The sequence below is a fragment of the Streptomyces sp. AC558_RSS880 genome, assembly GCF_019049255.1.
Classification (GTDB): domain Bacteria; phylum Actinomycetota; class Actinomycetes; order Streptomycetales; family Streptomycetaceae; genus Streptomyces.
Genome location: NZ_JAGMUJ010000072.1, coordinates 109,526 through 135,147 on the forward strand (window position 1 = coordinate 109,526; position 25,622 = coordinate 135,147).

The 25,622-nt window shown below is 72.7% G+C and carries 13 protein-coding genes; 3 read left to right on the forward strand and 10 right to left on the reverse strand.

Features of this window, described 5'->3' with window-relative positions; genetic code table 11:
- Positions 1-93: 93 nt before the first annotated feature.
- From KUM38_RS23095 to KUM38_RS23105, 3 genes are all read right to left on the reverse strand, one after another.
- Positions 94-1,467, reverse strand: coding sequence for a salicylate synthase (locus tag KUM38_RS23095; RefSeq protein WP_217131330.1), 1,374 nt, complete (start codon positions 1,465-1,467; stop codon positions 94-96).
- A 504-nt stretch (positions 1,468-1,971) separates the two neighbouring features.
- Positions 1,972-2,703, reverse strand: a complete 732-nt coding sequence (locus tag KUM38_RS23100; protein WP_217131331.1) for a trans-aconitate 2-methyltransferase — start codon at positions 2,701-2,703, stop codon at positions 1,972-1,974.
- Between the two features lie 22 nt (positions 2,704-2,725).
- Positions 2,726-3,472, reverse strand: coding sequence for an alpha/beta fold hydrolase (locus KUM38_RS23105; RefSeq protein ID WP_308409019.1), 747 nt, complete (start codon positions 3,470-3,472; stop codon positions 2,726-2,728).
- Positions 3,473-4,030: 558 nt separating this feature from the next.
- Here KUM38_RS23105 and KUM38_RS23110 point away from each other — a divergent pair.
- A complete protein-coding gene (locus KUM38_RS23110; RefSeq protein ID WP_254397610.1) occupies positions 4,031-4,942 on the forward strand; it encodes a cytochrome P450 in 912 nt (303 codons plus the stop codon).
- Here the strand turns inward: KUM38_RS23110 and KUM38_RS23115 are convergent.
- From KUM38_RS23115 to KUM38_RS23130, 4 genes are read right to left on the reverse strand one after another with little or no spacing between them, the layout of a single operon-like run.
- On the reverse strand, positions 4,932-6,899 hold the full coding sequence (locus tag KUM38_RS23115) for a Gfo/Idh/MocA family oxidoreductase (protein ID WP_217131333.1): 1,968 nt from the start codon (positions 6,897-6,899) through the stop codon (positions 4,932-4,934). The two genes, KUM38_RS23110 and KUM38_RS23115, sit on opposite strands and share 11 nt — an antisense overlap.
- A complete protein-coding gene (locus KUM38_RS23120) occupies positions 6,896-8,038 on the reverse strand; it encodes a saccharopine dehydrogenase NADP-binding domain-containing protein (protein ID WP_217131334.1) in 1,143 nt (380 codons plus the stop codon). The genes KUM38_RS23115 and KUM38_RS23120 overlap by 4 nt, the downstream gene beginning before the upstream one ends.
- Positions 8,035-13,500, reverse strand: coding sequence for a non-ribosomal peptide synthetase (locus KUM38_RS23125; RefSeq protein ID WP_217131335.1), 5,466 nt, complete (start codon positions 13,498-13,500; stop codon positions 8,035-8,037). The genes KUM38_RS23120 and KUM38_RS23125 overlap by 4 nt, the downstream gene beginning before the upstream one ends.
- A complete protein-coding gene (locus KUM38_RS23130) occupies positions 13,497-20,147 on the reverse strand; it encodes a non-ribosomal peptide synthetase (protein ID WP_308409020.1) in 6,651 nt (2,216 codons plus the stop codon). Before KUM38_RS23130 ends, KUM38_RS23125 begins: the two co-directional genes overlap by 4 nt.
- Positions 20,148-20,268: 121 nt before the next feature.
- On the opposite strand from KUM38_RS23130, the gene KUM38_RS23135 reads away from it, so the two are divergent.
- Complete coding sequence (locus KUM38_RS23135; RefSeq protein ID WP_217131337.1) at positions 20,269-21,936, forward strand: (2,3-dihydroxybenzoyl)adenylate synthase; 1,668 nt, start codon at positions 20,269-20,271, stop codon at positions 21,934-21,936.
- An 87-nt stretch (positions 21,937-22,023) separates the two neighbouring features.
- Positions 22,024-22,221: a ferredoxin gene (locus KUM38_RS23140; protein WP_217131338.1), complete on the forward strand. Its 198-nt coding sequence runs from the start codon at positions 22,024-22,026 to the stop codon at positions 22,219-22,221.
- Positions 22,222-22,381: 160 nt separating this feature from the next.
- Here the strand turns inward: KUM38_RS23140 and KUM38_RS23145 are convergent, their stop codons facing one another.
- The 3 genes from KUM38_RS23145 to KUM38_RS23155 are packed head-to-tail and all read right to left on the reverse strand — an operon-like array spanning position 22,382 to position 25,622.
- Positions 22,382-23,833, reverse strand: coding sequence for an ABC transporter ATP-binding protein (locus KUM38_RS23145; RefSeq protein WP_217131339.1), 1,452 nt, complete (start codon positions 23,831-23,833; stop codon positions 22,382-22,384).
- Entirely contained in the window at positions 23,830-24,651 is an 822-nt protein-coding gene (locus tag KUM38_RS23150) for an ABC transporter permease (RefSeq protein ID WP_217131340.1), read from the reverse strand. Before KUM38_RS23150 ends, KUM38_RS23145 begins: the two co-directional genes overlap by 4 nt.
- Positions 24,648-25,622, reverse strand: a complete 975-nt coding sequence (locus KUM38_RS23155; RefSeq protein WP_308409021.1) for an ABC transporter permease — start codon at positions 25,620-25,622, stop codon at positions 24,648-24,650. Before KUM38_RS23155 ends, KUM38_RS23150 begins: the two co-directional genes overlap by 4 nt.

Here is a 25,622-nt window from a genome sequence, read left to right on the forward strand (position 1 = left end):
GGGGGAGCGGACCCTGCCGGGGCACGGCGGCCGGCGCCGACGTGGCCGCGGGCTGTTCCGGCGATCACCGTGCGCCCAGGGTGTCGGCCCGGCTCACGGAGCCGTCACGGGCGTCGGGATGTCGTCGCCCGCCCCCGTCGCCGGGGTGGCGGGCACCAGGTGACCGCTGACCGCCCGGAGCTTCTCCCTGGTCTCCTCCAGCTCCCGCTCCGGGTCGGAGCCCGCCACGATGCCGGCTCCGGCGCGCAGCCAGGTCCGGTCGCCTCGGCGCAGGACGGTGCGCAGCACCAATGCCGCGTCCAGGGTGCCGTCGGCCTCCAGCCGCACGACCGCGCCGCTGTACAGCCCGCGTTCCTGTTCCTCGGCCCGGCGGATCGCCGCGAGCGCGGGCCCCTTGGGTATGCCGGAAGCGGTCACCGCGGGGAACAGCGCGGCGAGCGCGTCCCACCGGTCGTGGCCGGGTGCGAGTCGGCCCCGCAGCCGGGAGGCGAGGTGCTGCACGCTGCCCCGTTCCTCCACGGCCATGAACTCCTCGGTGCGCACCGACTCCGGCAGGCACACCGTGTTCAGCTCCTCCTGCACCAGGCGTACGGAGACGGCGTGCTCGTACACCTCCTTGGCGTCGCGGTGGAGTTCGGCGCGGCGGGCGGCGTCCGCGTCGAAGTCGCCGGTCAGCGCGCGGGTGCCGGCCAGCGGCTGGGCCGTGACGAGGCCGTCGGTGTCGATCCGGGCCACGATTTCGGGGCTGAAGCCGGCGGCCTCCCACCCGCCGTGCCGCAGCAGGAAGGAACGGGCCGGGAGGTGGCTGCGCCGTCCCGCCACATAGGTGGCCGGAAGATCGATCTCCTCCGGCACGGACACGGTGCGGGAGACGATGGCCTTGTCCAGCTCCCCCGCGCGGATGGCGCGTACGACGTCGGCGACGGCGGTGCGGTACCGGTCGGCGCGCTCCTCCAGGTCGACGGCGACGCGCGCGGCGGCGGGCTCGCCGGCCGAGGCCGCGGCGGTGTGCAGCCGTCTCTCCAGAGCGTCGAGGGCGTCGGGCCCGCCGGCCCGCAGTACGGCCGCGGTGGGCGTCAGTTCGATCTCACGCTCCGGGACGACGAATCGGGCGAGGGTCCGATCGCCGGTCGTGCCGCCCCCGTGGTAGGCGTGGGCGAGTTCGAAGGAGATCCACCCGTGCGCCGATCCGACGCCGTCGGTCCGCGTCCGGAGGAGTTCCCCGGCGGTGGCCAGGGGGTGGGCGCCCGCGGGCAGTCGCGTGGTCTCGGCGTTCGTGCCGTGCAGCCTGACGGAGGTCTCGTCCACCTCGATCACGACGGACTCGCCCTCACTCCACGTGACGGAGCCGCCTTGCTCGTAGAGGAGGTGGGGTGCGTCGGTGCCCGCGGACAGAGCGGCGGCGACGGCGACGGGATCGCCGGTGAAGGTGAGTTTGCGCTCGGGGAAGGGTTCCCGACGGGTCACGGGAGGTTCTCGCTTTCCGGTTGGCAGCGGGCGCCGGCGGCTGTAGCGGTGCGGCCGGCACCCCACGAGGGGGTGCGGCGCCGTCTCGCGGCGGTGGTGGGGGAAGTGGGTGCCCGGGAGGGCGTGCGGGGCGGCCGGGTTCCGCGCAGTCCCGTGAGCGACGATGACGTCGCGCACCGGCCTGCCGTGCCGGCGGCGGTCGGCGGACCTTTCGCGGCGGGACGGGACCGGCACGTTCGGCGGGGTGTCGATGCCTCCGTCATGTGCGGTCACTCCCTTCGACGGAACGCACCCGGCGGGGAAGGGCCGGCCCGTCACCGCACTCGCGGGGGTACGGACCCGCAGAAGCGGGTCGAGCGCTCCCCATACAAGCTTTAATGAAAACGATTGTCAATACACTTGACTGGGCGTCGGTGATCCGGGAGCCCACAGGCCGACCTCACACGGGGGCGGCGGCCCGACCGTGGCACAGCAACAGTGGGGAGCACCCTGGTCGCCGCCCCGTCACCGGATCAGCTTGCCGATCTCCGGTGACCCCGGAACACCTGCGGCGCTCACCAGGCTGCTGCTCATTCCGGCCTCCTGCGCGAGCCGCTCGAGGCTGAGGTTCTCCCAGTCGTAGGTGTCGGAGTTGGTGCGCACCAACTTGCCCCGGCGGAAGACCTTCCAGGACGTCCGCCAGCGCATCACCTCACCCTCGAGGGGTTCGGCCTCCGTCCACCACTCGTAGGTCTGCTCGCCGATCGTCTCGCGCAGCATCCTGAACGGCGGCACACGACGGGCGGTGCCGACCCCCATCAGCTCCACGATGATCGGCCCGCCGTCGGGCAGTCTGCCGCGAAGGTTCCGCCACAGGTCGCCGCGTTCGGCCTTGGTCAAGTGGCCGACCACGCCGAAGATCACCACTGCGCTGACGGTGTCGGGCAGGGTGAGCTCCTGAGCGGGCTCCGCCACGACCGTCACCCGCTTCCGCAGGTCCTCGTCCCCGAACACCCGGCTCGTGAGCATCGCCCGCATCGGAACGGATGGCTCCGCAGCGATGATCGGGACGCCCGGCAGGGCCTGGGCGATGACCGCGGTGATCCGCCCCGTGCCCGCGCCGATCTCGACGACGGGGCCGCGAGTGGTGTCGACTCCCGCCAGGGCAGCGGTGAGGGGCCCGGCACTCGTCCGCACGTGGCGCGCGGCCACCATCTCGTAGAACTCCGCGGAGGCGGTGTAGTAGTCCGCGACCATGACAGTGACGTCCTTTCAGGTCTCAGGGGGTGCTGGGCCACGTACGCGCGGGTCGGCGGGCGTCGAGACCCAGGTCCCGACCGATGGCCTCGACCAGCAGGGCGCGTTGGGGGACGAGGAAGAAGTGGCCGCCGTCGAAGGCCGTGACGGTCAGGGGGTGACGTGTGGTGCCCGACCACGTCTCGGCGTCCTGCGCTCCGCACTCGGGATCCCGGGAGCCGAAGAAGACGCTGACCGGACAGTCCAACGGCTCGGCGGAGGACGGCTGGTACGTCTCGATCAGCCGGTAGTCGCCGCGGACGTACCCCAGGATGGCGGCACGCAGCTCCGGGTCCGCGAGTACCTCCTGAGGCGTCCCGCCGTAACGCGCCAGTTCGCCGATCAGCGCGCTGTCGTCCTGGTGGTGGATGTCACCCACCACCGCGTGATGGGGTGACGCCCGGCCGGCGGCCAGCAGCCGGACCGGCGCCTGAAGGCCCCGGCGCCGCAGCTCCAGAGCGACCTCGTAGGCGACCGCGCTGCCCATGCTGTGGCCGAAGAGGGCACAGGGCCGGTCGAGCAGTGGCTCGAGGGCGTCGACGACCTGGCGGACCAGGACGTCCATCGAGTCGACCGGACTGTCGGCGAACCGGTCCTCCCTGCCCGGGTACTGCACGGTCACGTGCTCGATCTCGTCCGGCAGCAGGCGCTGCCAGGGCCGGAACGAGGAGGCCGCGCCGCCCGCGTGCGGGAAGCACACGAGGCGCAGACGCGCTTCGGGCCGAACCACCGGCCTGCGCAGCCAAGGTCCGAGAACCGACTGATTCACTATTTCTCCCACCGCGAGCCGCAGCTCGTACCGCGAGTTACACAAGGCAGTCGTGCTGCCACCGCTCCAGTCAGTCCATCATTAATCTCCGGCCTCGTCCAGCCCCGCCTGAAATTCGCCCGAGTAAACGCGTTGCTTTTCTGTAGCAACCGAAGATGACGATGGCTAGGATACCGATGTCGCCGTACAAAGGATTTGACAGCCATGACTGAAACCGATGCGGCAAGCGCCGCTTCCCACTCCTTTCCGATGGTCCGCGGGTGCCCGTTCGCCCCGCCGGAGGAGTACGCGGAACTCCGCAGGCGGGGCCCGGTGTCCCGGGTGACCCTTCCCACCGGCCGTCAGGCCTGGATCGTGACGGGCTACCAGGAGGTTCGCGCGGTACTGGCCGACCCCCGGGTCAGCGCCGACATCCGCCACCCGAACTTCCCCGCGCTCGTCGACGGCGAGCAGGAGGTGGGCGCCAGGACGAGGCCGTTCATCAGGATGGATCCGCCCGAGCACACACGGTTCCGGCGGATGCTGCTCGCCGAGATGACCGTCCGCAAGGCGCGCCGCATGCGCAGGGACATCCAGCGCATCGTCGACGAGCGCATCGACGAACTGCTCGCCGGCGGCCCCCCGGTCGACCTGGTCACCCACTTCGCCCACACCGTGTCCAGCACGGTCATGTGCGAGCTCATCGGAGTACGGCGCACCGATCCGTGGTTCCGGCGCCTCACGGGGACCCTGGGCTCCCAGGTCTTCGGTGGCGGCGCCAGCACCGCGGAAGGCGCGGCGGAGGGCATCGGCGCCCTGTCCACCGTGGTGGACGGGATCATCGCGGAACGCGAGACGGACCTCGGCGACGACCTGCTCAGCAGGCTGATAGCCGAGCGGCTGCGCACCGGCGAGGTGAGCCGTGAGGAGCTGATCACGACCATCGCGATCCTCGTCGTGGCCGGCTGGGAAACCACGACGAACCAGATCGCCCTGAGCGTGCTGGCTCTGCTGGAGAACCCGGACCTGATCGCGGAGCTGCGCGCGGACCACACCAGGTTCCCGGCCGCCGTGGAAGAACTTCTCCGAGTTCTTTCGGTCGGCGACTCCATCGCCCTGCGTACCGCCACCGAGGACATTCGGTTCGGGGAGCACGTGATTCGCAAGGGCGATGGAGTCATCCCACTCTTGGCTTCAGCAAATCATGATGAGAGTGTCTTCGAAGCGCCCGAGAAAATTGATTTCGAGAGGAAAGGAAAACAGCATGTCGCATTCAGCTACGGCATTCACCAATGCGTCGGACAGAATATTGCCCGCTTGGAACTGGTGACCGCGATCAGCACCCTCCTGGACCGTATTCCCACGCTCCGCGCGGCGGCTCCCCTGCACGCGGTCCGGTTCCGGCACGAAGGCATCGCCTTCGGGCCGGAACAGGTACTCGTCACCTGGTGACCGTCGGCCGTTCCGCACCGCGCAGCACGCCCAGGTGCGGAACGGCCGCTCCATGGGGCGACGGCGGGGGCTCGAGGGTCAGTCCCGCCTCCTCCGCGATCCGGTCCAGGGTCACCGTGTGCCAGTGGTACGCGTCCCGCACCTCCCGCACCATCCGCGTCCCGTCGAAGACGCGCCAGGTCGTCTCCAGCCGCATCAGCTCCTCACCGGCGGGTTCACCGGCCATCCACCACTCGTAGCGCAAGCCGCCGAGGGCGGCCTGGCGCAACCGGGTCGCCGGCATCGACACCGGGGTGTACAGCCCCATGAGCTCGACGACGAGCGGCGCGCCCGGCGCGAGACGGTCGGCCAGGTCCCGCAGCAGCGCACGGCGCCGGTCCGGGTCCAGGTGCCCGAGCATCCCGCAGGCGACCGCGCCGCAGATCCGGTCGGGCAGGACGAGGTCGTTCGCGGCGTCGGGCAGCACCGTCACCCGCTCCCCGATCCCGGGGTCCTCCGCGAGCCGGCTGGTGAGGATGGCGCGCATACCCGGCGAGGGCTCGGCCGCGACGATCCGGCAGTCCGGGTAGGCGGCGGCCATCTGACGGGTCACCAGGCCGCTTCCCGCGCCGATGTCCAGCAGCGGACCGGCTGTCGGGTCGATGCCCGCGAGCGAGGCGACCACCGCGGGGCCGGTCCGGTCCGTGTGCTCCCGGGCCCCGAGGTCGAAGAACTCGGCCGGCTGGGTGTACCCGGCGCCGGGGGTGTCGCCCTCGGCGCCGGACGGCTCCCGCACGGCCGGTTCGGGTGCCGTGCCCCCCTGGACCGGCCCGCGGCCACGACGCTCCCCCGAACCACCGGAGCCGGAAACGGTCAGGTCGGCCACGGCCAGCGGAGTGGGCGCGGGCGGGCGGATCAACTCGGGGGGACCGAGGCGGGCCATCAGGTCCCGCCAGACGTGGAAGACGGCCAGGTCGTGCTGCGCGGTACGCAGGACGTCCGCGCCCTCCCCGATCGCGTCGCGCAACGCGCTGAGCGCATCGGTCACCGCCGACGGCCACAGGTCGGAGAAGATCCCGTCGAAGCTGTGCGGATCCTGCGCCGGGTCACCGACGACGGAATGCGTCGGCAGCCTCAGCCACTCCGCGCCGGGGCCGGACCGGAAGACGAGCCGGTGCCCGTCGTCGCGCGGCGAGTGCATCCGGGGGTGCCAGAGCACCGGTCCGTGGGTGTCCGCGAGCGTCAGCACCCCGCCCTCGGTGGCGATGGCCACGCGATGCCAGAAGAGCGCGTGGTTGTCCCGGTCCCCCGGATGGATCTGGTTCTGCACGCGCAGTGTCAAAGGCGCTCCGGCCAGGGCGCCGTGCAGCGTCCGCACCGGCACCCGTCCGTCGGACGCGGCGAACACCTCGTCCCCGACGGCCGCGACGTCCCCGAGGTGCCACGGGCGCAGGCCGCCGAGCGCCCTGCCCAGAATGTCGATCAAGGGGGCCAGTACGTGCACCGGGGACGCCGCGTCGACGTACAACACCTTCTGCCGGTCGCGGAGTCGGCGTGCCGCTTCGAGGAAGACACGCACGGGCTCCACGTGGACGTAATGGGTGTTGACGCGGTACTGCAGCTTCCGTTTCCTGGCGACGCGCAGGGTGTCCGACAGCTCGTCCGGATGCAGGGGGTGCTCCTGGAGCACATGCACCCCCCGGTGCAGGAGCGCCTGGCTCAGTTCGGTCCCGGGCCCTCCCATCACGGCTGACGGGACGACGACGCAGGCCACGTCGATGTCGTCCGGCAGCTCGTCGATGCCGGTCCAGCAGGGCACGCCGAGCCGCTCGGCGGTCTTCCGGGACTGGCCGCTCCCCTTGGCGAGGATGCCCGCCAGCGCGAAGTCCGGGTGCTCCCGTACGGCATCGATGTAGAACCGGCCGAAGTTGGTGCCGGCCACCACCGTCCGCAGCGGCCGGCCGGGAGAGGTGTTCACAGCTCACCGTCCTCGAAGTCGTCGCCCGCCTGCTCGCCGGTGTGGCCCTCGCCTTCGTAGACCGAGAAGTCCGCCGCCCCCGTGCGGGTCAGCTCGTCGATCGCCTCGGCGGGCTCCAGGACGTCCCCCGCGAAGTGCAGACCGGGCGGGACACGGCCGTTCCCGAGGGCGCGGACGGTGTGTGCGGCGACGGCCGCCGTCAGCCGGTAGCTGTCGTCCGTGCGCACCACGGCGGTGCGCCGCCGGTCCGGCCCCGACAGGGTGAGCACCAGGCGGTAGTAGGGCTCGGCACCCGCCAGGTCGATCTCGCCCGCCCGGATGATGCGCCGGACCAGTTCCTCCCGCTGCTCGGGCGTGTCGACGGGCAGGGTCGGGAGCGCGGTGAACAGGGCGCGCACCTGGCTGCCCGGGAAGACGTTGTACCACTCGGCCTCGGCCAGGCCGGTGGCGCGCGCGCCGCGTTCCATCTCCGCGGTCAGCAGCGGCTGCAGGGCGACGCGTTGCGGGTAGTGCGGCACCTCGGCGTTCTCGTTCACGCGCAACGCGCGCGGGACACGCCGGCCGTTGCGCCAGGCCGCCAGCGGATGCCCGTAGGGCTCGCCGCCCGCGCCGCCGACGTCCAGCGAGAGCAGGATGTCGGCGGCCACGGTCGCGGTGGCGCGTTCCAGTCCGCCGGCGTAGGCGACCAGGCGCGTCGCACGCGTCGCGTCCCGCTCGGCCAGTTCCGTCAGCCGCCGGTGGACCAGGAGGGAGAGGCCGGGCACGGTGCCGGCCGACAGCACGGCGGTACGGCCGGCCGGCACCGCCCCGGTGGCGGTGAGCGCCTCGTGCACCGGGTCGTCACCGAGGACGTCGACGTAGTCGGCACCCGCCGCGAGGGCGGCCCGGGCCACCGTGTCCTTCAGCGCGTAGCTGGGCCCGGCGCAGTTCACGACCACGCGGCAGCCCGCGCAGAACTCGGCGAGCGAGGCGGCGTCCAGCGCGTCCACCGCGCGGGTCTCCACGTCGGCCCGGTCCGTCTCCACGCGGATCGCCTCGGGCCTGCGGGCGCCCAGACGCAGCGGCCCGTCGCCCGCTCGCGCCAGGGCGGCGGCGGCGTGGTGCCCCACCGCCCCGGACGCTCCCAGAATGCCGATCACGCTTCCATCCCTTCGATGATCTCGCGCAGATGCCCGAAGACGGTCGGCACGTTGTCGCCGGTCATGCAGGTGAAGTGCTCGCCCGGGATCTCGCGGCTCTCCAGGTCGCCGAGGCAGATCTTCGCCCAGTGGTCGGTGATGGTGTCCGCGCTGCCGGGGAAGGGGTACGCGCCGTTGTGCCGCAGGAAGGTGATGTCGCCCGCGTACGGTTCGGCCCGGTGCCGGCTCAGCGCGTACGTGCTCTGCTGGTAGGTGCGCAGCGCGCGCAGCAGGCCCTCGGGCTGGTAGGTGCCCTCCAGGGCGGGAGGCAGCGCCTCGCACATCCTGGTGACGCGGGCCATGCGCGGCAGCGACTCGAGGTCCGTGAACGCCTCGGCGATGTCCGCGTACTCCCCGTCGAGGTCGGCGAGTGCCCCGTCGACGATCGCGTCGGGCGAGCGCTCGAGTACGGCGCCGACCGCGGCGCCCACCCGGTCGGAGTCGGCCGGGAACCCGATGTGGGCGTGGTCCATGCCCATCATCAGGGAGAACGAGTACTCGGAGAGCAGTTCGTCGTCGATCCGGAAGGTCGGGCTGTGACTGCTGATGACGGTGAGGCTGCGTACCTCCGCACCGGCCTCCGTCAGCCCGCGCGCCACCTCGGTGGCGATGACGCCGCCCACGCAGTAGCCGACGACGTCGAAGGACGTGTGTCCGGCGTCGAGCAGGGCACGCACGTAGCGCGCGGCGAGCCGGTCGATCAGTCCGTTCGGGTCGGCGTTGAGGAACGTGTCCAGCTCCGGGATCTCCAGGCCGACCAGTCCGTTGCGGCCGGCCGTCCGGTTGCGGATCTCGGTGATGAGCGGCCGGTAGGGCAGGAGCGTGCCGGTGCCGGCGTGCACCAGGACGGTCACCGGCCGTGACGGGGGCGTCTCGACCAGCGTGACGATCGGGGACACCTCGTTCCCCTCGCTCCGCTGGTCCGCCGAGACGTCACGCAGGTAATCGGCCAGTCCGGCGACCGTGGGCCGGCGCAGCAGGTGCCGGAGGACGACCTCCCACTCCAGGTCCCACTCGCCGTCCAGGCCGTCGAGTCCGTCCCTGAGCCTGCCGACGATGCGTGCCACGAGCAGGGAGTCCCCGCCGAGGTCGAACAGGTCGTCGTCACGGCCGACCTCGTCCAGCTCCAGCAGTTCGGCCCACAGGGCCGCGATGGCCTGTTCCAGCTCGTCCCGGGGCCGGCTCGATGCGGGCGCGTCGGCCTGCCGGTCGGTCTGCGCGGCCCAGGTCTCGAGCTTGGCGCGGTCCAGCTTGCCGTTCGCGGTCTTCGGCAACCGATCGAGTATCTGCCACCGGGTCGGCACCGAGTACTCGGGCAGCAGTTCCGCGCAGCCGCTGCTCAGCTCCGTCACCGCGACCGGTGCCCGTGTCGGCTTGGGCTGCACGAAGTACAGCCGCCGGCCGTAGGTGGCGGCCTCCTCCGGTCCGGCGGGGAACTCGGCGGCGATACGGCTGTCTTGCGCACCGAGCAGCGCGGCCCACTGTCCGGCGGTCAGGAAGGACTGCTCGTTCGCCGCGCGGACGTCGGCGAACGGTCCCGCGTGCTCGGGGAGGAACTCGGTGGAGATCCGCAGGGCGTGGTCGTCGTCGCCGGCGTTCTGCAGCAGGACGAGCCAGCCGCCCGCCGCGACCAGTGAGTTCAGCCGGGCGAGGGCCGCCTCGGCGTCCGGGACGTTGTCGAGCACCCCGACGCAGATCAGCACGTCCACGGAGTGGGGCAGGAAGCCCTGCTCGCGGGGGTCCTCCGCCGGGTCGAAGGAGGCGCACCGGACCCGCGGGTCGTCCGCGAAGCGCTGTTCGACCCGGGAGCGGTGCCGGGAGGACGGATCGGTGGCCAGGTAGTCGAAGGTGGTGTCTCCCAGGGCGGGCACGAGCTCGGTCACGGCGCCGCCGCCGCGCAGGCCGACCTCCATCACGCGCAGGGGGGTGCCCTCCGGGTGGTTGCGGGCCATCTCCGTGACGCCGGCCACGAGCACCCGGTGCAGGGCGTGGGCCGCGGGGTTGCTCCTGTAGGCGGCGTCGAGCGCGTCGGCCGAGGCGCCGGAGAACGGCAGGTCCACCGGGTCGGCCCGGCCGGTGAGCAGGGACGGCAGGACGCGCGCGCAGTTGCGGACCATGGCGAACAGCTCGGGGCTCCACTCCGCCTCCCGTTCGCGTGCGGCCGCGTCCTCCCACGCCTGCTCGGTGGCGCCGGGGGCGGGGACGGACAGGTCCCGGTAACCGCCGGCGTCCTCCTTGAGCCTGCCCGCCGCCACCAGACCGCGCAGCCAGCGGCGGACCAGGCGGTGGTGCGCCGGGGCGACCTCCAGTGCCTCGCAGATCCGGTCGGCCGTCAGGGGCTCTTCCGGTCCGGCGAACGCGGGGGCGAGCGTCTCGCACATGGCGGACAGCGCGGCGGCGTTCAGTGCCGTGCGGAAGGCCGTGAGCGCGGGCAGGTCGACACCCTCGGCCGCGTCCCGCACGGCCCGCTCGAAGGCGTCCCGGAGCGAGGCCGGCACCGGCAGCGGTTCGCTGAGGTGGGCGGGCTCGACGAAGGCGGCGAGCGTACGGGGGGTCGTCTGGCCGGCGTCGCCGCGACCGCCCGCCACGACGACGGCCGCCGCGCCGACGGAGGGGAGGGATTCGACAGCCGCCTGGATCTCACCGAGCTCGATCCGGTAGCCGCGGATCTTCACCTGGGTGTCCGCCCGGCCCTGGAACTCGATGACGCCGTCCGGGTGGTAGCGCCCGAGGTCGCCGGTGCGGTACAGCCGCTCGCCGGTGACCGGGTGCTGGACGAACGCCGCCGCGGTGCGCTCCGCGTCGCCGAAGTATCCCTGGGCCAGGCCGATCCCACCGATGTACAGGTCGCCGGTGACCAGGTCCGGGCGGGGCCGCAGGGCGGAGTCGAGGACGTGGAAGGTCTGGTTGGCCAGTGGCTTGCCGTACGGAATGCTGCGCCGGGAGCGGTCGGTGACGGAGACCGGGTGGTGGATGGACCAGATGGATGCCTCGGTGGCGCCGCCCAGGCTGTGCACCTCGGCGGCGGGGGCCCAGCGCCGGACCGCCTCCGGGAGGCTGACGGGAATCCAGTCCCCGGAGAGCATCATGAGCCGTATGGAGGGCAGCGGCGGGTCGTCGGAGCGCAGGTAGTCGTGGAGCATCTGGAGCTGCCCGGGCACCGAGTTCCAGACGGTGACGTCCTCCCGCCTGATCGTCTCGGCCCAGCTGGAGGGGTCGCCCCGGCGCTCGGGGTGGGGCATCACCACGGTCGCGCCCACGGACAGCGGGCCGAACAGGTCATAGACGGACAGGTCGAAGCCGAGCTGGGCCAGGGCGAAGACACGGTCGTCCGCCGTGACCGCGAACCGGCGGTTGATGTCGACGACGGTGTTCAGCGCGGCGGCGTGGCTGATCATCACGCCCTTCGGCGCGCCCGTCGAGCCCGAGGTGTAGATGACGTAGGCCAGGGAGTCGGGGTCGGCCCGTGTCTCGGGTGCGGCGGCCTCGCTGCCGGGGAGGGCGTCCACCGCGATGACCGGGACGCCGTCCGGCCGGTCGCCGTCGGCCAGCCAGGACTGGGTGAGGACGGCCCTCGCCTCGGCGTCGGCCAGGATCGCGTCGCGGCGCCGGGGCGGCTGTGTGGTGTCCAGCGGCAGGTAGGCGGCACCGGCCATGAGCACACCGAGGACGCCGGCCGCCTGCTCCCAGCCCTTGTCCATCGTGATCGCCACGATCTGCCCGGGGGTGACGCCTCTCGTCGTCAGGGCCCGGGCGACGCCGGTGGCCCGCGCGACCAGCTCGCGGTAGGTGACCTGGCGGTCCTGGTCCAGGACCGCCACGCGGTCCGGGGTACGGCGTGCGGTGTCGAGCACGGCCTCGTGCAGCAGGGCCCGGGGAACCGGAGCACCGGTGTCGTTCACGCGTGCGCGCACGGCACGGGTGTGCTCGGGAAGGTCGATCTCCGCGGGTGCGGACCAGCTGCCGGGGTCCTGGGCCAGGCGGTGCATGAGGGCGGTGAAGGCGTCGAACAGGTCGTCGGCGGTGCCCTCCGCGAGGACGCCTTCCCGTACGTCCCAGCTCAGCGCGAGGCCGTCGCCGCGCTCCATCACCTGGCAGTCGATCCAGACCTGGGGCGTCTGCGTCTGGGCGTGCCGGACCACGGCCTCCGGCTGCCGCATGGTGGCGGAGCCGAGGGTGCTGGTGAACACGACCGGCATGAGGAGGGTCTGGGCCTCGCGGAGCCGGGCCATCTCGGTCAGCACCTGGCTGCCCGTGAACAGCGAGTGGGCCAGGTCCTCCAGCAGGTTCGAGCTCACGGTGCGGACGCGGTCGGCGAAGGCCTGCCGCTCCCGCAGGTCCACGGCGAGCAGTTCGACGGCGGTGAAGTCGCCCACCAGCCGGTCGACGTCCTCGTGCAGCGGAAGCCGGGTGAAGGTGGGGAGGTTGAGCATGAACTCCGGGTTGCGGCTCCACCGGCCGATCACTTCGGCGAAGGCGGTCAGGGCCGCGGCGGACGTGGGGATCCCCAGCGCCGCGGCGTTGGCCTCGAACGCCTTGCGCTGCTCGGCGCTCATCACGGTCTCGTACCGGCGGAAGGGGCCGAGGGTCCCGGTGCCGTCCGCGAGCGGCAGCTCCGGAGGGCCCGGCAGATCGGGAAGGCGCCGCAGCCAGTAGTCGCGGTGCCGGTTGTACTCACTGGTGAGCGTCTGCCGGCGGCGCGCCAGCACGTAGTCGCGGAACCGGGCGTTCAGCGGCGCCAGTCGCCGGCCGTGGTACACGTCCTCCAGCTCCGCGAGGACGATCAGGAGGCTGGCGTAGTCCACGACGAGCTGGTCGATGGACAGGTGCAGCAGCAGTGCGTCGTCACAGCGGGTCATCCGGAGCTCGAAGAGCGGCGGCCGGTCGGTGGGCGGCACCCGTGCGGCCAGTTCGTCCCGGACGTCCGCCACTCGGCGCTCCACGTCCGCCGCCGGGGCTCCCCTCATGTCCTCGACGGGGATCGGCGTCTCGGGGATGCCGGGCAGCACCTCCTGGGAACCGTCCGGGTGTACGACGGCCCGCAGCATGTCGTGCCGTTCCACGATCGCCCACCAGGCCTCATTGAGCCGGTCCGGATCGGTGTCGGCGGGGTAGGCGAGTTCGGTGTAGACGTGGCAGGCGACGCCGCCGTAGCCGTAGGCACTGCCGCGGCCGACCAGGTACGCGCCCTGGATGTCGGTCAGCGGGAACGGCTGGTGTGCGGCGTCGGGGTCGGGAACGAGGCGGGTGGCCTGCGCCCGTTCGGACAGGTGGGCCAGCACGTCCTCACGACGCGAACGCAGCAGCGCGCGCCGCTCCTCGGTGAGTGCGCCCTGGGGGGCGCGGAAGCGCAGCTTGCCGTCCTCCTCCCAGAGCCGGATGCCGTGCCGCTCCAGGTCCGCGACGATGTCCTGCGCTTTCATATCTCTCCACTTTCTTCGAACTCATCGGTGACCTGCATGCTCTCGATGCGCGCTGCCAGGTCTGCCAGGGTCGACGCTGCCAGGAAGGCACGCACGGGTACGTCCGTGCCGAAGAACTCGTTGACGGCTCCGACGAGGCGCAGCGCCGTGAGGCTGTCGCCGCCCTCGCTGAAGAAGTTCGCGTTGCGGTCGTGTACTCCGGTGCCGAGGAGGTCGGACCAGATGGCCGCGATACGGCGCTCGACCTCGCCCTTCGGTGGCCCCCCGGCCTCGGTCTCCGAGGCGACGGAGGCCGCGAGCGCGGTCCGGTCGATGTCTCCGTCGTGGGCGACGGGCAACTGGTCGAGCGTGTCGACGAACGTGAAGCGGCCGGGTGTGGCGTGCGCCGGGAGGAGTCTCTCCAGGTGCTCGGGGACACCCGTCGGCCGCTCGCCCACCGGGACGATCACCGCGTGCAGCCTGCGGTCGTCCTCCGCTCCGGTGACGAGGACCACCGCGCGGGCGATTCCCGGGTGCGTCTCGAGGGCTGTCTCGACCTCGTCCGGTTCGACGCGCCGGCCACCGATCCGGGTCGGCCGCCCGGAGCGTCCGGTCAGGTCGAGCGTTCCGTCCGGCCGGTGGCGCGCCCGGCTCCCGGTGCGGTACCAGCGTGTCCCGTCCTGTTCGACGATCCGGCTGATGTGTGCGTTCCCGGCCTGCTCCGTGATCCCCTCGTCGCTGATCCACAGTTCGCCGCCGACCCAGTCCGGACGGTCCCGCCCGGCGGTGTCGACCACGCGGTGCCGCCGGCCGGCGAGCGGCAGGCCGGACGGCATGGGCGTCGCATCGGCGGGAGCCGCCGCGGGCGGCTCGTGCACGCCGGCCCACAGGGCCGTGCCGGGCACGGTGCTGAGCGAGACGAACCGGCATCCCTGGCCTACCAGGTCGCGCAGCCTGCGCGGCAGGTCGTGGCCCACTCGGCCGCCCGAGACCATCGCCAGGCGAAGCCGGGCGGGAATGCGGACTCCGGCCGCCGGCGAACCCGCCTCGGTGAGGAGCCGGTCCAGCAGGAACGGAGTGCTGTTCCACACCGTGACGTCGTGTCGGACCGCGAGCCGCGCCAGCGCGGCGATGTCGGCGCGATCGGCGGTGCCGGGCAGTACGAGTGTCGCGCCGGCGCCGAGCAGACCGAAGACGTCGAACACGGAGCGCACGGTGTCCGGTTCGGACAGCGCGATCCCTCGGTCCCCCTCGCCCACCGAGTACCGCGCCCGGATGTCCGTCAGTGTGCCCCGCACCGCCGCGTGGCTGAAGGTCAGCGGGCCGTGTTCGGTGAGGCGGACGTGAGCGGGAGTGCCGGGGTCACCGCGGAACGGTTCGGCCGGAGTGGCTGACGCCATGACGTCGGAGACGGTGACCGTTCGTACCCCCCCGATGTCGGCGCCGGGCGTCCCGGTGACCACGAGGGCGGCCCCCGCCGCCTTGCAGTGCTCCGCTGCGACGTCGGCGTCCGGTGCGGGCCGCAGCGGCAGATACGCGGCGCCCGCGGTCAGGGTTCCGAGGGCCGCGACGATCTGGTCGGCTCCGCCGGGCAGCAGGAGCGCCACCGTGTCGCCGGGGCGGACACCCTGGTGGGCCAGTCCTCCCGCCATCAGGGTGGCGCGCTCCGCGAGTCGGCCGTACGTGAGGGCGTCGCCGTCCGGCAGGAGGAGTGCCGTACGGTCCGGGTCGGCCTCGGCCCAGTGGAACACGTCCTCGTGCAGGAGGCCGGGGGGAACGGGACCGGGCGCGAGGGCGATCCGTTCCCGCGCTTCCTTCTGCTCGGGCGGCAGCGCGGCGGGGAGCGGACCGTGCCGCCAGTCCTCGTCGGCCAGCCGGTCGAGCATGCGGCAGTAGGAGTCGAACATGGCGTCCAGTACGCCCGGGCGGAACAGTTCCTCGATGGCGTCCCAGCTCACCAGGATGCCGCCGGAGGACTCCGTCACCTGGTTGTCGAGCATGACCTGCGGCGTCTGCGAGATGCCGAAGACCTTGGCCGGGAAGGCCCCGCTCAGGTCCTTGGTCGCCCGGTCGCCCACGCCCACCGTGCTGCTGAAGACCACGGGCATGGCGGCCTCCACCGTGCCCGTGCGCCGGGCGAGCTCCTGCATGAGCCAGATCGCGGACGCCTCCCTGTGGTCCAGGTCCTCGCCCATGACCTGCTGGAGGCGGTGCGCGGCGTCGAGCCAGCTCTCGCCGGGCCGGGGCTTGTGGCCGATCAGCGACACCGACGTGAAGTCGCCGACCAGGCGGTTGATGTGGGGGTGCACCGGCAGCCTGTTGAACAGGGTCAGGTTCACGGTGACCCCGTCCTGGTCGCTCCAGGCCGCCAGGACCTCCACGTAAGCGATCAGCAGGACCACCGAGGGGGTCAGCCCGTGCTGCCGGGCCCGCTCCCTCAGCGTCTCCCACCGGTCGGCCGCCAGCGGCCGGCTGCGGCGGGTGAACCAGGGGCGGGCCACCGCGGCCGGGTCGCCGGCGAGCGGCAGCTCGGGGGCGGGCGGCAGCTCGTCCAGCCTGCGCAGCCAGTACGCACGGGCCCGCTCGACGTCGTCCTTCTCCGGGACGACGTCGAGGACGTAGTCCCGGAAGGAGATGTCGATGGCGGGCAGTTCGGTGTCCGGGTCGGCGTGGAGTGCGTCCAGTTCGGCGTAGAGGGCCATGATGGAGGCACCGTCGAGGACGATGTAGTCGAGTCCGACGGCCAGCCGGGTCCGCGTGCGGCCGTCGCTCGGGTAGCGCACGGCCCGGATGTCGAAGAGGGGCCACCGGGTGGGGTCCAGGCGCCGGTGGGACGACTCGGCGCGCAGTCTGTCCAGCACGGCGGGCGCCTCGTCCTCCGTGCCGACCTCGGTGACCGGGATGGTGAAGCGGGGCACGTCGCGCAGGATCCGTTGCCGGCCTTCGTGGTCGAAGACCGCGCGGAGCATCTCGTGGCGCTGGATCAGCGTCTGCCAGGCACGTTCGATGCGGGCCAGGTCGACGTCGACGCCGTCGAACTCGCTGTAGTGGTAGGTGCCCACGCCGCCGAGCGGCAACCGGTCGTCGCGGCCGATCCAGAAGGCGCGCTGCACGTCGGTGGGCGGGAACGGCTCGTGCCGGTGGGCGACGTCGCCGGTGCCCAGGGTCGTGGCACGGTGCTTCTGCCGGGTGAGGGTCGCGGCGAAGTCGGCCAGCCTGGGGCGGGTGAACAGCTGCGCGACGCGCGCCCCGCCGACGTCACGGGTGCGCAGAGCGGCGATCACCCGGGTGGCCAGCAGGGAGTCCCCGCCGAGTGCGAAGAAGTCGTCGTCGCGCCCGATGTCGGAAGCGCCGAGGAGCTCGGACCAGACCTGGGCGAGGGTGGTCTCCGCCCAGCCCATGGGCGGCTCGCCACGTCCGTGTCCGGAGGCCGCCGCTCCCGCCTCCACCAGCGCCGCGGCCTTCTTGCGGTCGGGCTTGCCGTTGGCCGTCAGCGGGAGGGCGTCGACGATCTCGATGCGGGAGGGGACCATGTAGGCGGGAAGCCGCTGCGTGAGGCTGTCCCGCAGGTCGGTCTCGGTGGGCTTCTCCGTCGGGGTGCCGGCGGCGACGAGGGCCAGCTGGGCCGGCTGACCGGTCACCAGGGCCACGCAGCCGGAGACGTCGGACCGGCCGGCGGCCGCGGCTTCCACCTCACCGAGTTCGATGCGGTGTCCGCGCAGCTTGACCTGGTGGTCCACACGGCCGAGGAACTCCAGCACGCCGTCGGAGCGGTACCGGGCGCGGTCCCCGGTCCGGTACCAGCGCCTGCCGCCGTGCAGGACGAACTTCTCGGCGGTGCGGTCGGGGTCGCCGCGATAGCCCTCGGCCAGCCCGGCGCCGCTCATCCACAGCTCTCCCGCGACCCAGTCCGGACAGTCCCTGCCCCGTGCGTCGACCACACGGGCCCGCATGTTGGGCAGGGGGACGCCCCAGGGGATGGAAGCCCAGCCCGGGTCGACCTCGTCGACCTCGAAGACCGTCGAGTGCACCGCGGCCTCGGTCATGCCGCCCAGCGCGACGAACCGCGCCTCGGGTACCAGGGCGTGCAGGCGTCCCGGGAGGTCCATGCCCACCCAGTCACCGCCGAGCAGGACCAGCCGCAGCGTGTCGCCCAGTCCCTCGGGATCGGCCTCGGCCGCGGTGAGGGTCATGTCGAGCAGGGCGGGGACGCAGTTGACCAGAGTGATCCGGTGCTCACGCATCAGTCGGATCCAGTGCTGCGGGTCGCGCCCGGCCGCCTCGTCGATCAGGACGACCGAGCCACCCGCCGACAGCGGTCCGAACAGGTCGTAGACCGCCATGTCGAAGTCCAGCTCGGCCAGGGCCAGTCCGCGGTCGGACGGCTGCACACCGAAGCGCGCGTTGATCGCGGCGAGGGTGTTCATCGCGGCGCCGTGGGAGACGTCCACTCCCTTCGGGGTGCCCGTGGACCCGGAGGTGAAGATCGTGTAGGCGACCGACGAGACAGGCTGGTCCAGCACCGGGGGCGCGGGCCGCAGGGCGTCGGCCGCGTCGAGGGTGAGGACGCGGGGCGAGCTGCCGTCGGCCCGGGCGGGCAGCTCCACCGCGTCGGGCACGTCGGTCAGCACCGCCGTCGCCGCGGCGGCCTCCAGGACGCGCGCCGCGCGCTCGGCGGGCTGGTGTACACCGACGGGAACGTAGGTCGCGCCGGCCCCCAGCACGCCGAGCACCGCCGCGACCTGACCGGCCCCCCTGGTGAGACGCACCGCGACCGAGTCACCCCGCCGGACACCGGCGTCGGTGAGCAGCGCGGTGACGCGCCCGGCCCAGGTCCGCAGCTCCTGGTACGTGAGGGGGCGGCCCGTCCCGTCGATGAGCGCCACCCGGTCGGGCTGTGCGGACGCGGCCCGGTGGAACCCCTCGTGCAGCCGCTCGGTCACGTCGGGCGCGTCGGTGTCGTTGACGCGCCCGCGGACACGGGCCTGTTCGGTCGGCAGCTGGGTCCCTACGGGGCGGGCCCACGCGTCCTCGTCGTCGAGCAGGGTCTCGAGCAGGTTCCGGTAGGCGTCGAAGGCCGCGGCGGGCACGCCGGGCGCGAACAGTTCCTCCCTGACGTCCCAGTTGAGCAGGAGACCGCCGTCCAGCTCGGTCACCTGTGCGTCCAGCCACACCTGGGGGCCCTGGGAGATGATCCAGGAAGGCTCGCCGAAGGTCTCCCGCACGGCACGGTCGTAGACCTCTCCGAGGCCGAGGGCGCTGGTGTACACGACGGGCGCGAGGACGGGCGTTCCCCCCGCGGCGCGGGAGAGGTCCCGCAGGACCTCGACGCCCGAGTACGAGCCGCGCGCGATGGTTCTGCGCAGCTCCGCCTGGATGCTCCGTGCCGAGTCGGCGAACGGACGCTCGGTGGCGAGGTCGACGTCCAGCAGGACGGAACTGCTGAAGTCGCCGATCAGCAGTTCGGTGCCGGGCCGGCTCAGGTCCCGGTCGAACAGCGGGAGGTTGAGCAGGAACCTCGGCTCGGCGCTCCAGGCGGCGAGCACCTCGGCGAACGCCGCGGCCAGCACCGCCGTCGGAGTCACTCGGTGCTGCCTGGCCCGCTCGAGCAGGACGCGCTTGCGCCGGGCCGTCAGGTGATGGTGCAGGCGAACGGTCCGGTGGTACCGCGGCGCGGCGGATTCCGAGCCGAGCGGGTCGATGACCGTGGGCAGTTGAGGCGGAGCGCTCAGTCCGTCCAGCCGCTCGCGCCACCAGTCGCGCGCCGCGGCCACTTCGGCCTTCCTGCGCGCCCGGCTCTCCCGCAGATAGTCCCGGTAGCTGTGGCCGATGTCCGGCAGCGGGGTGTCCGGATCGTCGTAGAGGTGCTGGAGGTCCGCCAGGAGGACGCGCATGCTGGCGGCGTCGGCGCCGACCATGTCGAGATCGATGTGGAGGCGGGTCCGGTTGCCGGGCAGCAGACTGAGCGCGACGTCGAACACCTCGCCCTGCTCGACGTCCATGCGCCGGTGGGTGTAGCGGTCCCGCAACCGGTCGAGCGCCTCGGCGCAGCCGTCGGCCGGCTCCTGGGTGAAGTCGTGCACCGTGACGGCTGGTTGTACGGGTTCGGCGAGAATCCGCTGCCGACCGTCGTCGAGCACCTTGACCCGCAGCATCTCGTGACGTCGGCGCAGTTCGGTCACGGCGGCGGCGAGACGCTCGGGGTCGAGGCCGGTTCCGTCGAGTTCGGCGTAGAAGTGCGCTCCGACGCCGCCGAGGGGCTGGTCGTCCTGGCGTCCGATCCAGTAGGCGTGCTGCATGACGGCCAGCGGGAACGCACCGTCCGAGGGCGTCTCGTCCCGCCTCTGCGCGTCCGCTTCGGGCGGGTCGGTCCGTGTCGGCTCCGGGGTGTCCGGCTCGTCCGACGGCGCCGTGGCCGGGGCGGTGCTCAGAATGGCCAGCCATTCCCGCAGCGTCGCCGCCTCGGCGAGCTGCTCGTAACCGACCCCGATGCCCTGACGGCGCCAGTCGGCCGTGAGCCGGATGAGCCCCAGGGAGTCGAGCCCGAGCTCGAACGGGTCGGCGTCGAGTGTCACTTCCGTGCGGGGGACGTCCACGGCGGCGGCCACCGCCGCGAGCACCTCCGAGTCCCCCAGTTCCGCTCGTCCCGGTGCAGGCGCTTCGCTCACGAGTTCCGGTTCCTCCCTCATCACACCGCCGCATTCTCAAATGACAATCATATTCACTTAGCCTAGCCTAGACGCTTGTTGACGTTTGCACCAGCCGCAACTTCCGTACCTTGGAGGACATATGGGCACGACTTCGGTCCACGGAGCACTGGCCGGCACACCGGACTGGCCCGGCTGGCCACCCGAGGCCGCGCAGCGCTACCGTGACGCCGGCCATTGGCGGGACGAGGTCTTCGGCGACCTCCCGGCCCGGCAGGCGTCGGCGTGCCCGCAGGCCGTGGCCCTGGTCGACGGCGACCGCCGCTGGACCTACTCGGCGCTCGAGGCCGACGTCGAGGTCCTGCACCGGTCCCTGCACCGTCTCGGACTGCGCCGGGGCGACCGGGTCATCGTGCAGCTGCCCAACCGCGCGGAGTTCGTGCTGCTGTGGTTCGCCCTGCAGCGGCTCGGCGCCGTGCCGGTCCATGCCCTGCCCGGACACCGTCGCCACGAGATCGCCCACCTCGCCCGGATCACCGAGGCGGTCGCCTACGTGATCCCCGACCGGCATGCCCGCTTCGACCACCGTTCGTTGGCCGCGGACCTGGGCGCCGACCATCCGTCGCTGCGGCACACGATCGTCGTCGGTGACACGGGAGGCCACACCGGCTTCGTCCCCTACGAGACGTTGCTCGATCCGCAGGCGCCCGCCGTCACACCCCCGGAGCCGCCCGTCGCTCCCGGGGACCTGGCGCTGCTCCTGCTGTCCGGAGGCACCACCGGCACGCCCAAGCTCATCCCGCGGACGCATCAGGACTACGCCTACAACGCGCGGGCCGCGGCCGAGGTGTGTCGGCTCGACGCGGACTCGGTCTACCTCGCCGTCCTGCCGATCGCCTTCAACTTCACGATGAGCTGCCCCGGTGTCCTGGGCACACTGCAGGCCGGCGGGACCGTGGTGCTCTCCCCCAGTCCCAGCCCCGGCACCGCTCTCGAGCTGATCGAGCGCGAGAGGGTCACCATCACCGCCGTCAACCCGCCGCTGGTGCCTTACTGGCTGCGCGAGTTCGAGGACGGCCGTCGCGACCTCTCCAGCCTCGCCGTCCTGCAGGTCGGTGCCGCGCGACTGGCCGACGACCTCGCGCGCCGCATCGGGCCGACGCTCGGATGCCGGCTGCAGCAGGTGTTCGGAATGGCGGAGGGCCTGCTCAACCTGACCGCCCTCGACGACCCGGACGACATCGTCTGCTCCACCCAGGGCCGCCCGGTCTCACCGGCGGACGAGATCCTCGTCGTCGATCAGGACGGCGCGGCCGTACCCGACGGCCACGTCGGCGAACTGCTGACGCGAGGCCCGTACACACTGCGCGGGTACTACCGCTCCCCCGAACTGGCGCGGACACACTTCACCGAGGACGGCTTCTACCGCACCGGCGATCTCGTCCGGCGGCTCCCCACCGGACACCTCAGCGTGGTCGGCCGCGTCAAGGAGCAGATCAACCGAGGTGGCGAGAAGATCGACGCCACCGAGGTCGAGGAGCACCTGCTCGCCCACCCCGGCATCGACTCCGCGGCACTCGTGGCCGCGCCGGATCCCGAACTCGGCGAACGCTCCGTGGCGTTCGTCGTGTGCGCGGGCCCGGCGCCCGGCACCCGAGAACTGGCTTCCTTCCTCCGTGAACGCGGTCTGGCCGCCTACAAGGCACCGGACCGGGTGAAGGTGATCGAGCGGATGCCCCTGACCCCTGTGGGGAAGACGGACAAGAACGCGCTGCGGGGGATGGCACGACGTGAGGACGGGCAGGCCTGATGGCGCCCGCCGAGCTGCCCGGTCCGACGGTGCTCGGTCCGACGATGTCCCGTCCGGCGGTGTCCGGACGGGCGGAGAGGAGGCCCGGTGCGCATATCCGTCGACCGTGATCTCTGCGTAGGTGCCGGACAGTGCGTGCTGTCCGCCGAGGACGTGTTCGACCAGGATCGGCACGACGGGCTCGTCGTGCTCCGGACACCCTCTCCCTCGCCTGCGGAGTCGGACGCCGTCCGCGACGCGGTGGACCGGTGTCCCGCAGGGGCCATCACGCTGCACGAGGGGTGACCTGCTCCGGGGCGAGCGGCGCGGTGGAGCGGAGGTGACAGCCGACGCCACGCCGCGCGCCTTCTCCCCGTACGCCCGGCTCTCGGTCCGGTCCGGACCGAGAGCCGCTTCCCACGTCCGCCGGCGCCCCGGTACGGCTCAGCCCCCGGAGACACCCTGATCACCTCGGTGGACGCAGGTGCCTGGCCGGAGGCGTGAGGGTGCCGTCCACCAACGCGAGGCATCGGTCCGCCGTGGCGGCGACGGCCCCGCTGTGCGTGATGAGGAGCACGGCGAGCCCCCGTTCCTCTCGCAGTGTCGCCAGCATGCCGAGTACTTCCCGCTCGGTGGCGCCGTCGAGGGATGCGGTCACTTCGTCGCACAGCAGCACGCGCGGCCCGGCAGCGACGGCCCGCGCGAGGTTCGCCCGCTGACGTTCCCCTCCGCTCAGCTCGCCCGGGCGGCGGCCCGCCGCGCTCCGGGGAAGGGAGACCGCCCTGAGGAGCTCCGCGACCGGGGGCGGGACGAGACCACCGCGGACGGCTGCGCGACGGGCTCTCTCCAGGGCCTTGCCCACGGTCTCGCGTGGGTTGAGCGCGGCACGGCTGTCCTGGTCCACATGGGCCACCGAGAGCCGGTCGGCTGCCGATCTGCGGGCGACAGGCCACGGTTGGGGCGTGCCGTTCAACCAGAGGCGGCCGCCGCTCGGTTCCAGCGTGCCCGCCAACGCCCGGGCCAGCGTGGTCTTGCCCGCTCCGGAGGCGCCCATGACGGCCACGCACTCGCCGGCGTCCAGTGTCAGGTTCACATCCCTCAAGACGTGTTCCGCGCCCGGCCCTCCTCGGACGCCCTCTGCCCTCAGCACGCATGCCCTCTCCTCCACGGCACGCGCGTCGGGTGTCTCCTCGACCGGTCGCCGAGGGACGCTCGGGCCCACGGCGGCACCGCGGTGGGGGACGTCGGCATCGGTGAGTCTGCCGTGGGTCATGGCGACCCGACGGTGGGTGAGACGGTCGACCACGTCCATGTCATGACTCACCACCAGCATGGCGGCATGGCCGACGGTTGTGCGCAGGAGGTGGATCAGGTCCTCCGTCGTGCTCGGGTCGAGGCCGCTCGTCGGCTCGTCCAGGACGATCAGCTCCGCGCCGGCGGCCAGAGCCGAGGCCAGGGCCACTCGTTGGGCCTGGCCTCCGGAGATCTGGTGGGGGAAGGCTCGCGCCAAGTCCGCGGGCAGTCCCATCTGTTCGAGTGCGTCCCCGCGGAAGGACGCGAGCTCCGCACGTGCCACTCCGGACCGGCGGGCCGCACGGTCCAGGACCCATCCGACCCGGTGCTCGGCGGGCAGCGCGCTGGCGCAGTCCTGCGGCAGGTATGCGGCCAGTCGCCCACGCACCCGCCGTGCGCCGGCGGGCGAGAACGGGTCGTGGCCCGCGACCCGGACCGTCCCGCCGACGCGTGCCAGCCCCTGCCTCGTGTAGCCCAGCAGGGCGTGTGCCAGTGCCGTCTTGCCCGACCCCGACCGGCCGACCAGGCCGACCCGCTCGCCGGGCCGTATCGTCAGCGAGCAGTCGGAGAGCACCCTCCGCCCGGCGGACGACAGGCTCAGGCTCGCAACCTCCACCAGGTTCATGGCGCGGCGTTCCGTTCGTTTCGTGGTCGCCTGACGGGAGACGTGAGGCGGTCCGCGGCCAGGGTCGTCCCGAGCGCGAGAACGACCAGCAGCAGAGCCGGAGCCAGCACCGGCCACGGCTGGGCTCCCGCGCCCATCGCGTTCTCCCGGACCAACCGGCCCCAGTTGGCGGCCGGCGCCGGTGCGCCGAGGCCCAGGAAGCCGGCTGTCGCACAGAGCTGCGTGGCGGCGATGAAACGGAGGCCGGCCTCGGCCCACGCTTCGGAGGCGATGTTCGGCAGGATGTCGTGGCGGATGACCGCGAACCTGCTGTCCCCCCGTGCCAGCGCGGTGCGTACGTAAGACAGATCCGCCAGCCGGGCGGTGGCCGCGCCGATGACACGCACGGAGAACGGCAGGCTCACCAGGGTGGCGGCCACGAGTACGGCGAAGTCGCTGCCCGGCCTGCCCGCCGCGATCAGCAGCGTGATCAGGAGCGGAGGCACGGCCGCCAGTCCGTCCACGACGCGCAGCACGCCTTTGAGGGGGCCGCCCCGGGCCAGGCCCGCACAGGTACCGACGGCCAGCCCGACGATGCTGCCCAGCGCGGTCGCCGCCAACGCCTGGAGGACGAGAGTCCGCCCGCCGTGCGCCGTCCTGGCCAGCGCGTCGCGCCCCAGCACGTCGGTACCGAAGGGCCTCGACCAGCTCGCCGGTTCGAAAGGAACACCCACCCGTTCGGTCGGTGAGGGCAGCGGCAGCCACGGCCCGGCCAGGGCGACCACCGTCGTCAGGAGCAGAGCCGCCGTCAACAGCCGTCTGAGGAGCGTGCGTGTCATGGCGCACCCCGTTCGGCCCGACGCCACGACACGGGGCGGGACCGGACGTTCAGCAGTCCGGCCAGCAGATCACCCACGAACAGGATCAGCAGCGCGGCCCCCGCCAGGGCCAGCCCGAGCCCCTGCACCATCGCGACGTCCCGATAGGTGACGGCACGGGTCAGCTCGCTGCCCACACCCGGGTAGTTGAACAGCGTCTCGACGACGAGACTGCCGCCGAGCAGCCCCGCCGCCATCACGGCCAGCCCTTGGACACCGGGAGCGGCGGCCGCCGGCAGCACATAGGACCATGCCAACCGCACCCCCGACTCCCCGTCCAGCCGGGCCTGCTCGATCGCGGGGCTCTCGGCAACGCTGACCACAGCGGCGCGGACCAGGCGAGTCGCCACCCCGAGGCCCCCCAGGACCAGGCCGGCCACGGGCAGCACCAGCATGTCCGGATGCTGCCAGGGGGAATCCCCCGGCGGGAACATCGACACCGCCGGAAACAGCCCGCCCTGGTGGGCCAGCACCACGACCAGCCCGGTGGCCAGGAGGAACTCCGGCAGCGCGATCAGCGTCACCGTCATCGACGACAGCAGCCGGTCCCCGAGACGGCCGGCCCGGAGCCCGGCGACCAGCCCGAACGTCGTGGCGAGCACGGCGATGCCGGCCACCGCGAGGCCGACCAGCACCACCGAATTGCCGAACCGCGAGGCGAGCACCTCGGCCACCGGCCTGCCGGCGGCCGAGGAGCGGCCGAGGTCACCGGTCAGCGCGTCGCCCAGCCACGTCACGTAGCGCGTCACGGCCGGCTCGTCCAGACCCAGGCGTGCCCGGATCTCCGCCCGTTCGCTCTCGGTGGCGTCCGCGCCGGCGACGACCCCTGCCGCGTCCCCGGGCAACGCCTCGGTCGAGAAGAAGAGCACCGCCGACAGCAGCAGCATCATCGCGACGGCCGTCACGCCGCGGGCCAGCCCGAACCGGATCAC

Coding starts and splice junctions, on each gene's coding strand:
- KUM38_RS23100 (WP_217131331.1), bottom strand. CDS start 2,703: ATGGTCGCGGACTACTACACCGCCTCCGCGGAGTTCTACGAGATGGTG.
- KUM38_RS23110 (WP_254397610.1), top strand. CDS start 4,031: ATGCTGCTCGCCGAGATGACCGTCCGCAAGGCGCGCCGCATGCGCAGG.
- KUM38_RS23150 (WP_217131340.1), bottom strand. CDS start 24,651: ATGACACGCACGCTCCTCAGACGGCTGTTGACGGCGGCTCTGCTCCTG.
- KUM38_RS23125 (WP_217131335.1), bottom strand. CDS start 13,500: ATGAAAGCGCAGGACATCGTCGCGGACCTGGAGCGGCACGGCATCCGG.
- KUM38_RS23145 (WP_217131339.1), bottom strand. CDS start 23,833: ATGAACCTGGTGGAGGTTGCGAGCCTGAGCCTGTCGTCCGCCGGGCGG.
- KUM38_RS23135 (WP_217131337.1), top strand. CDS start 20,269: ATGGGCACGACTTCGGTCCACGGAGCACTGGCCGGCACACCGGACTGG.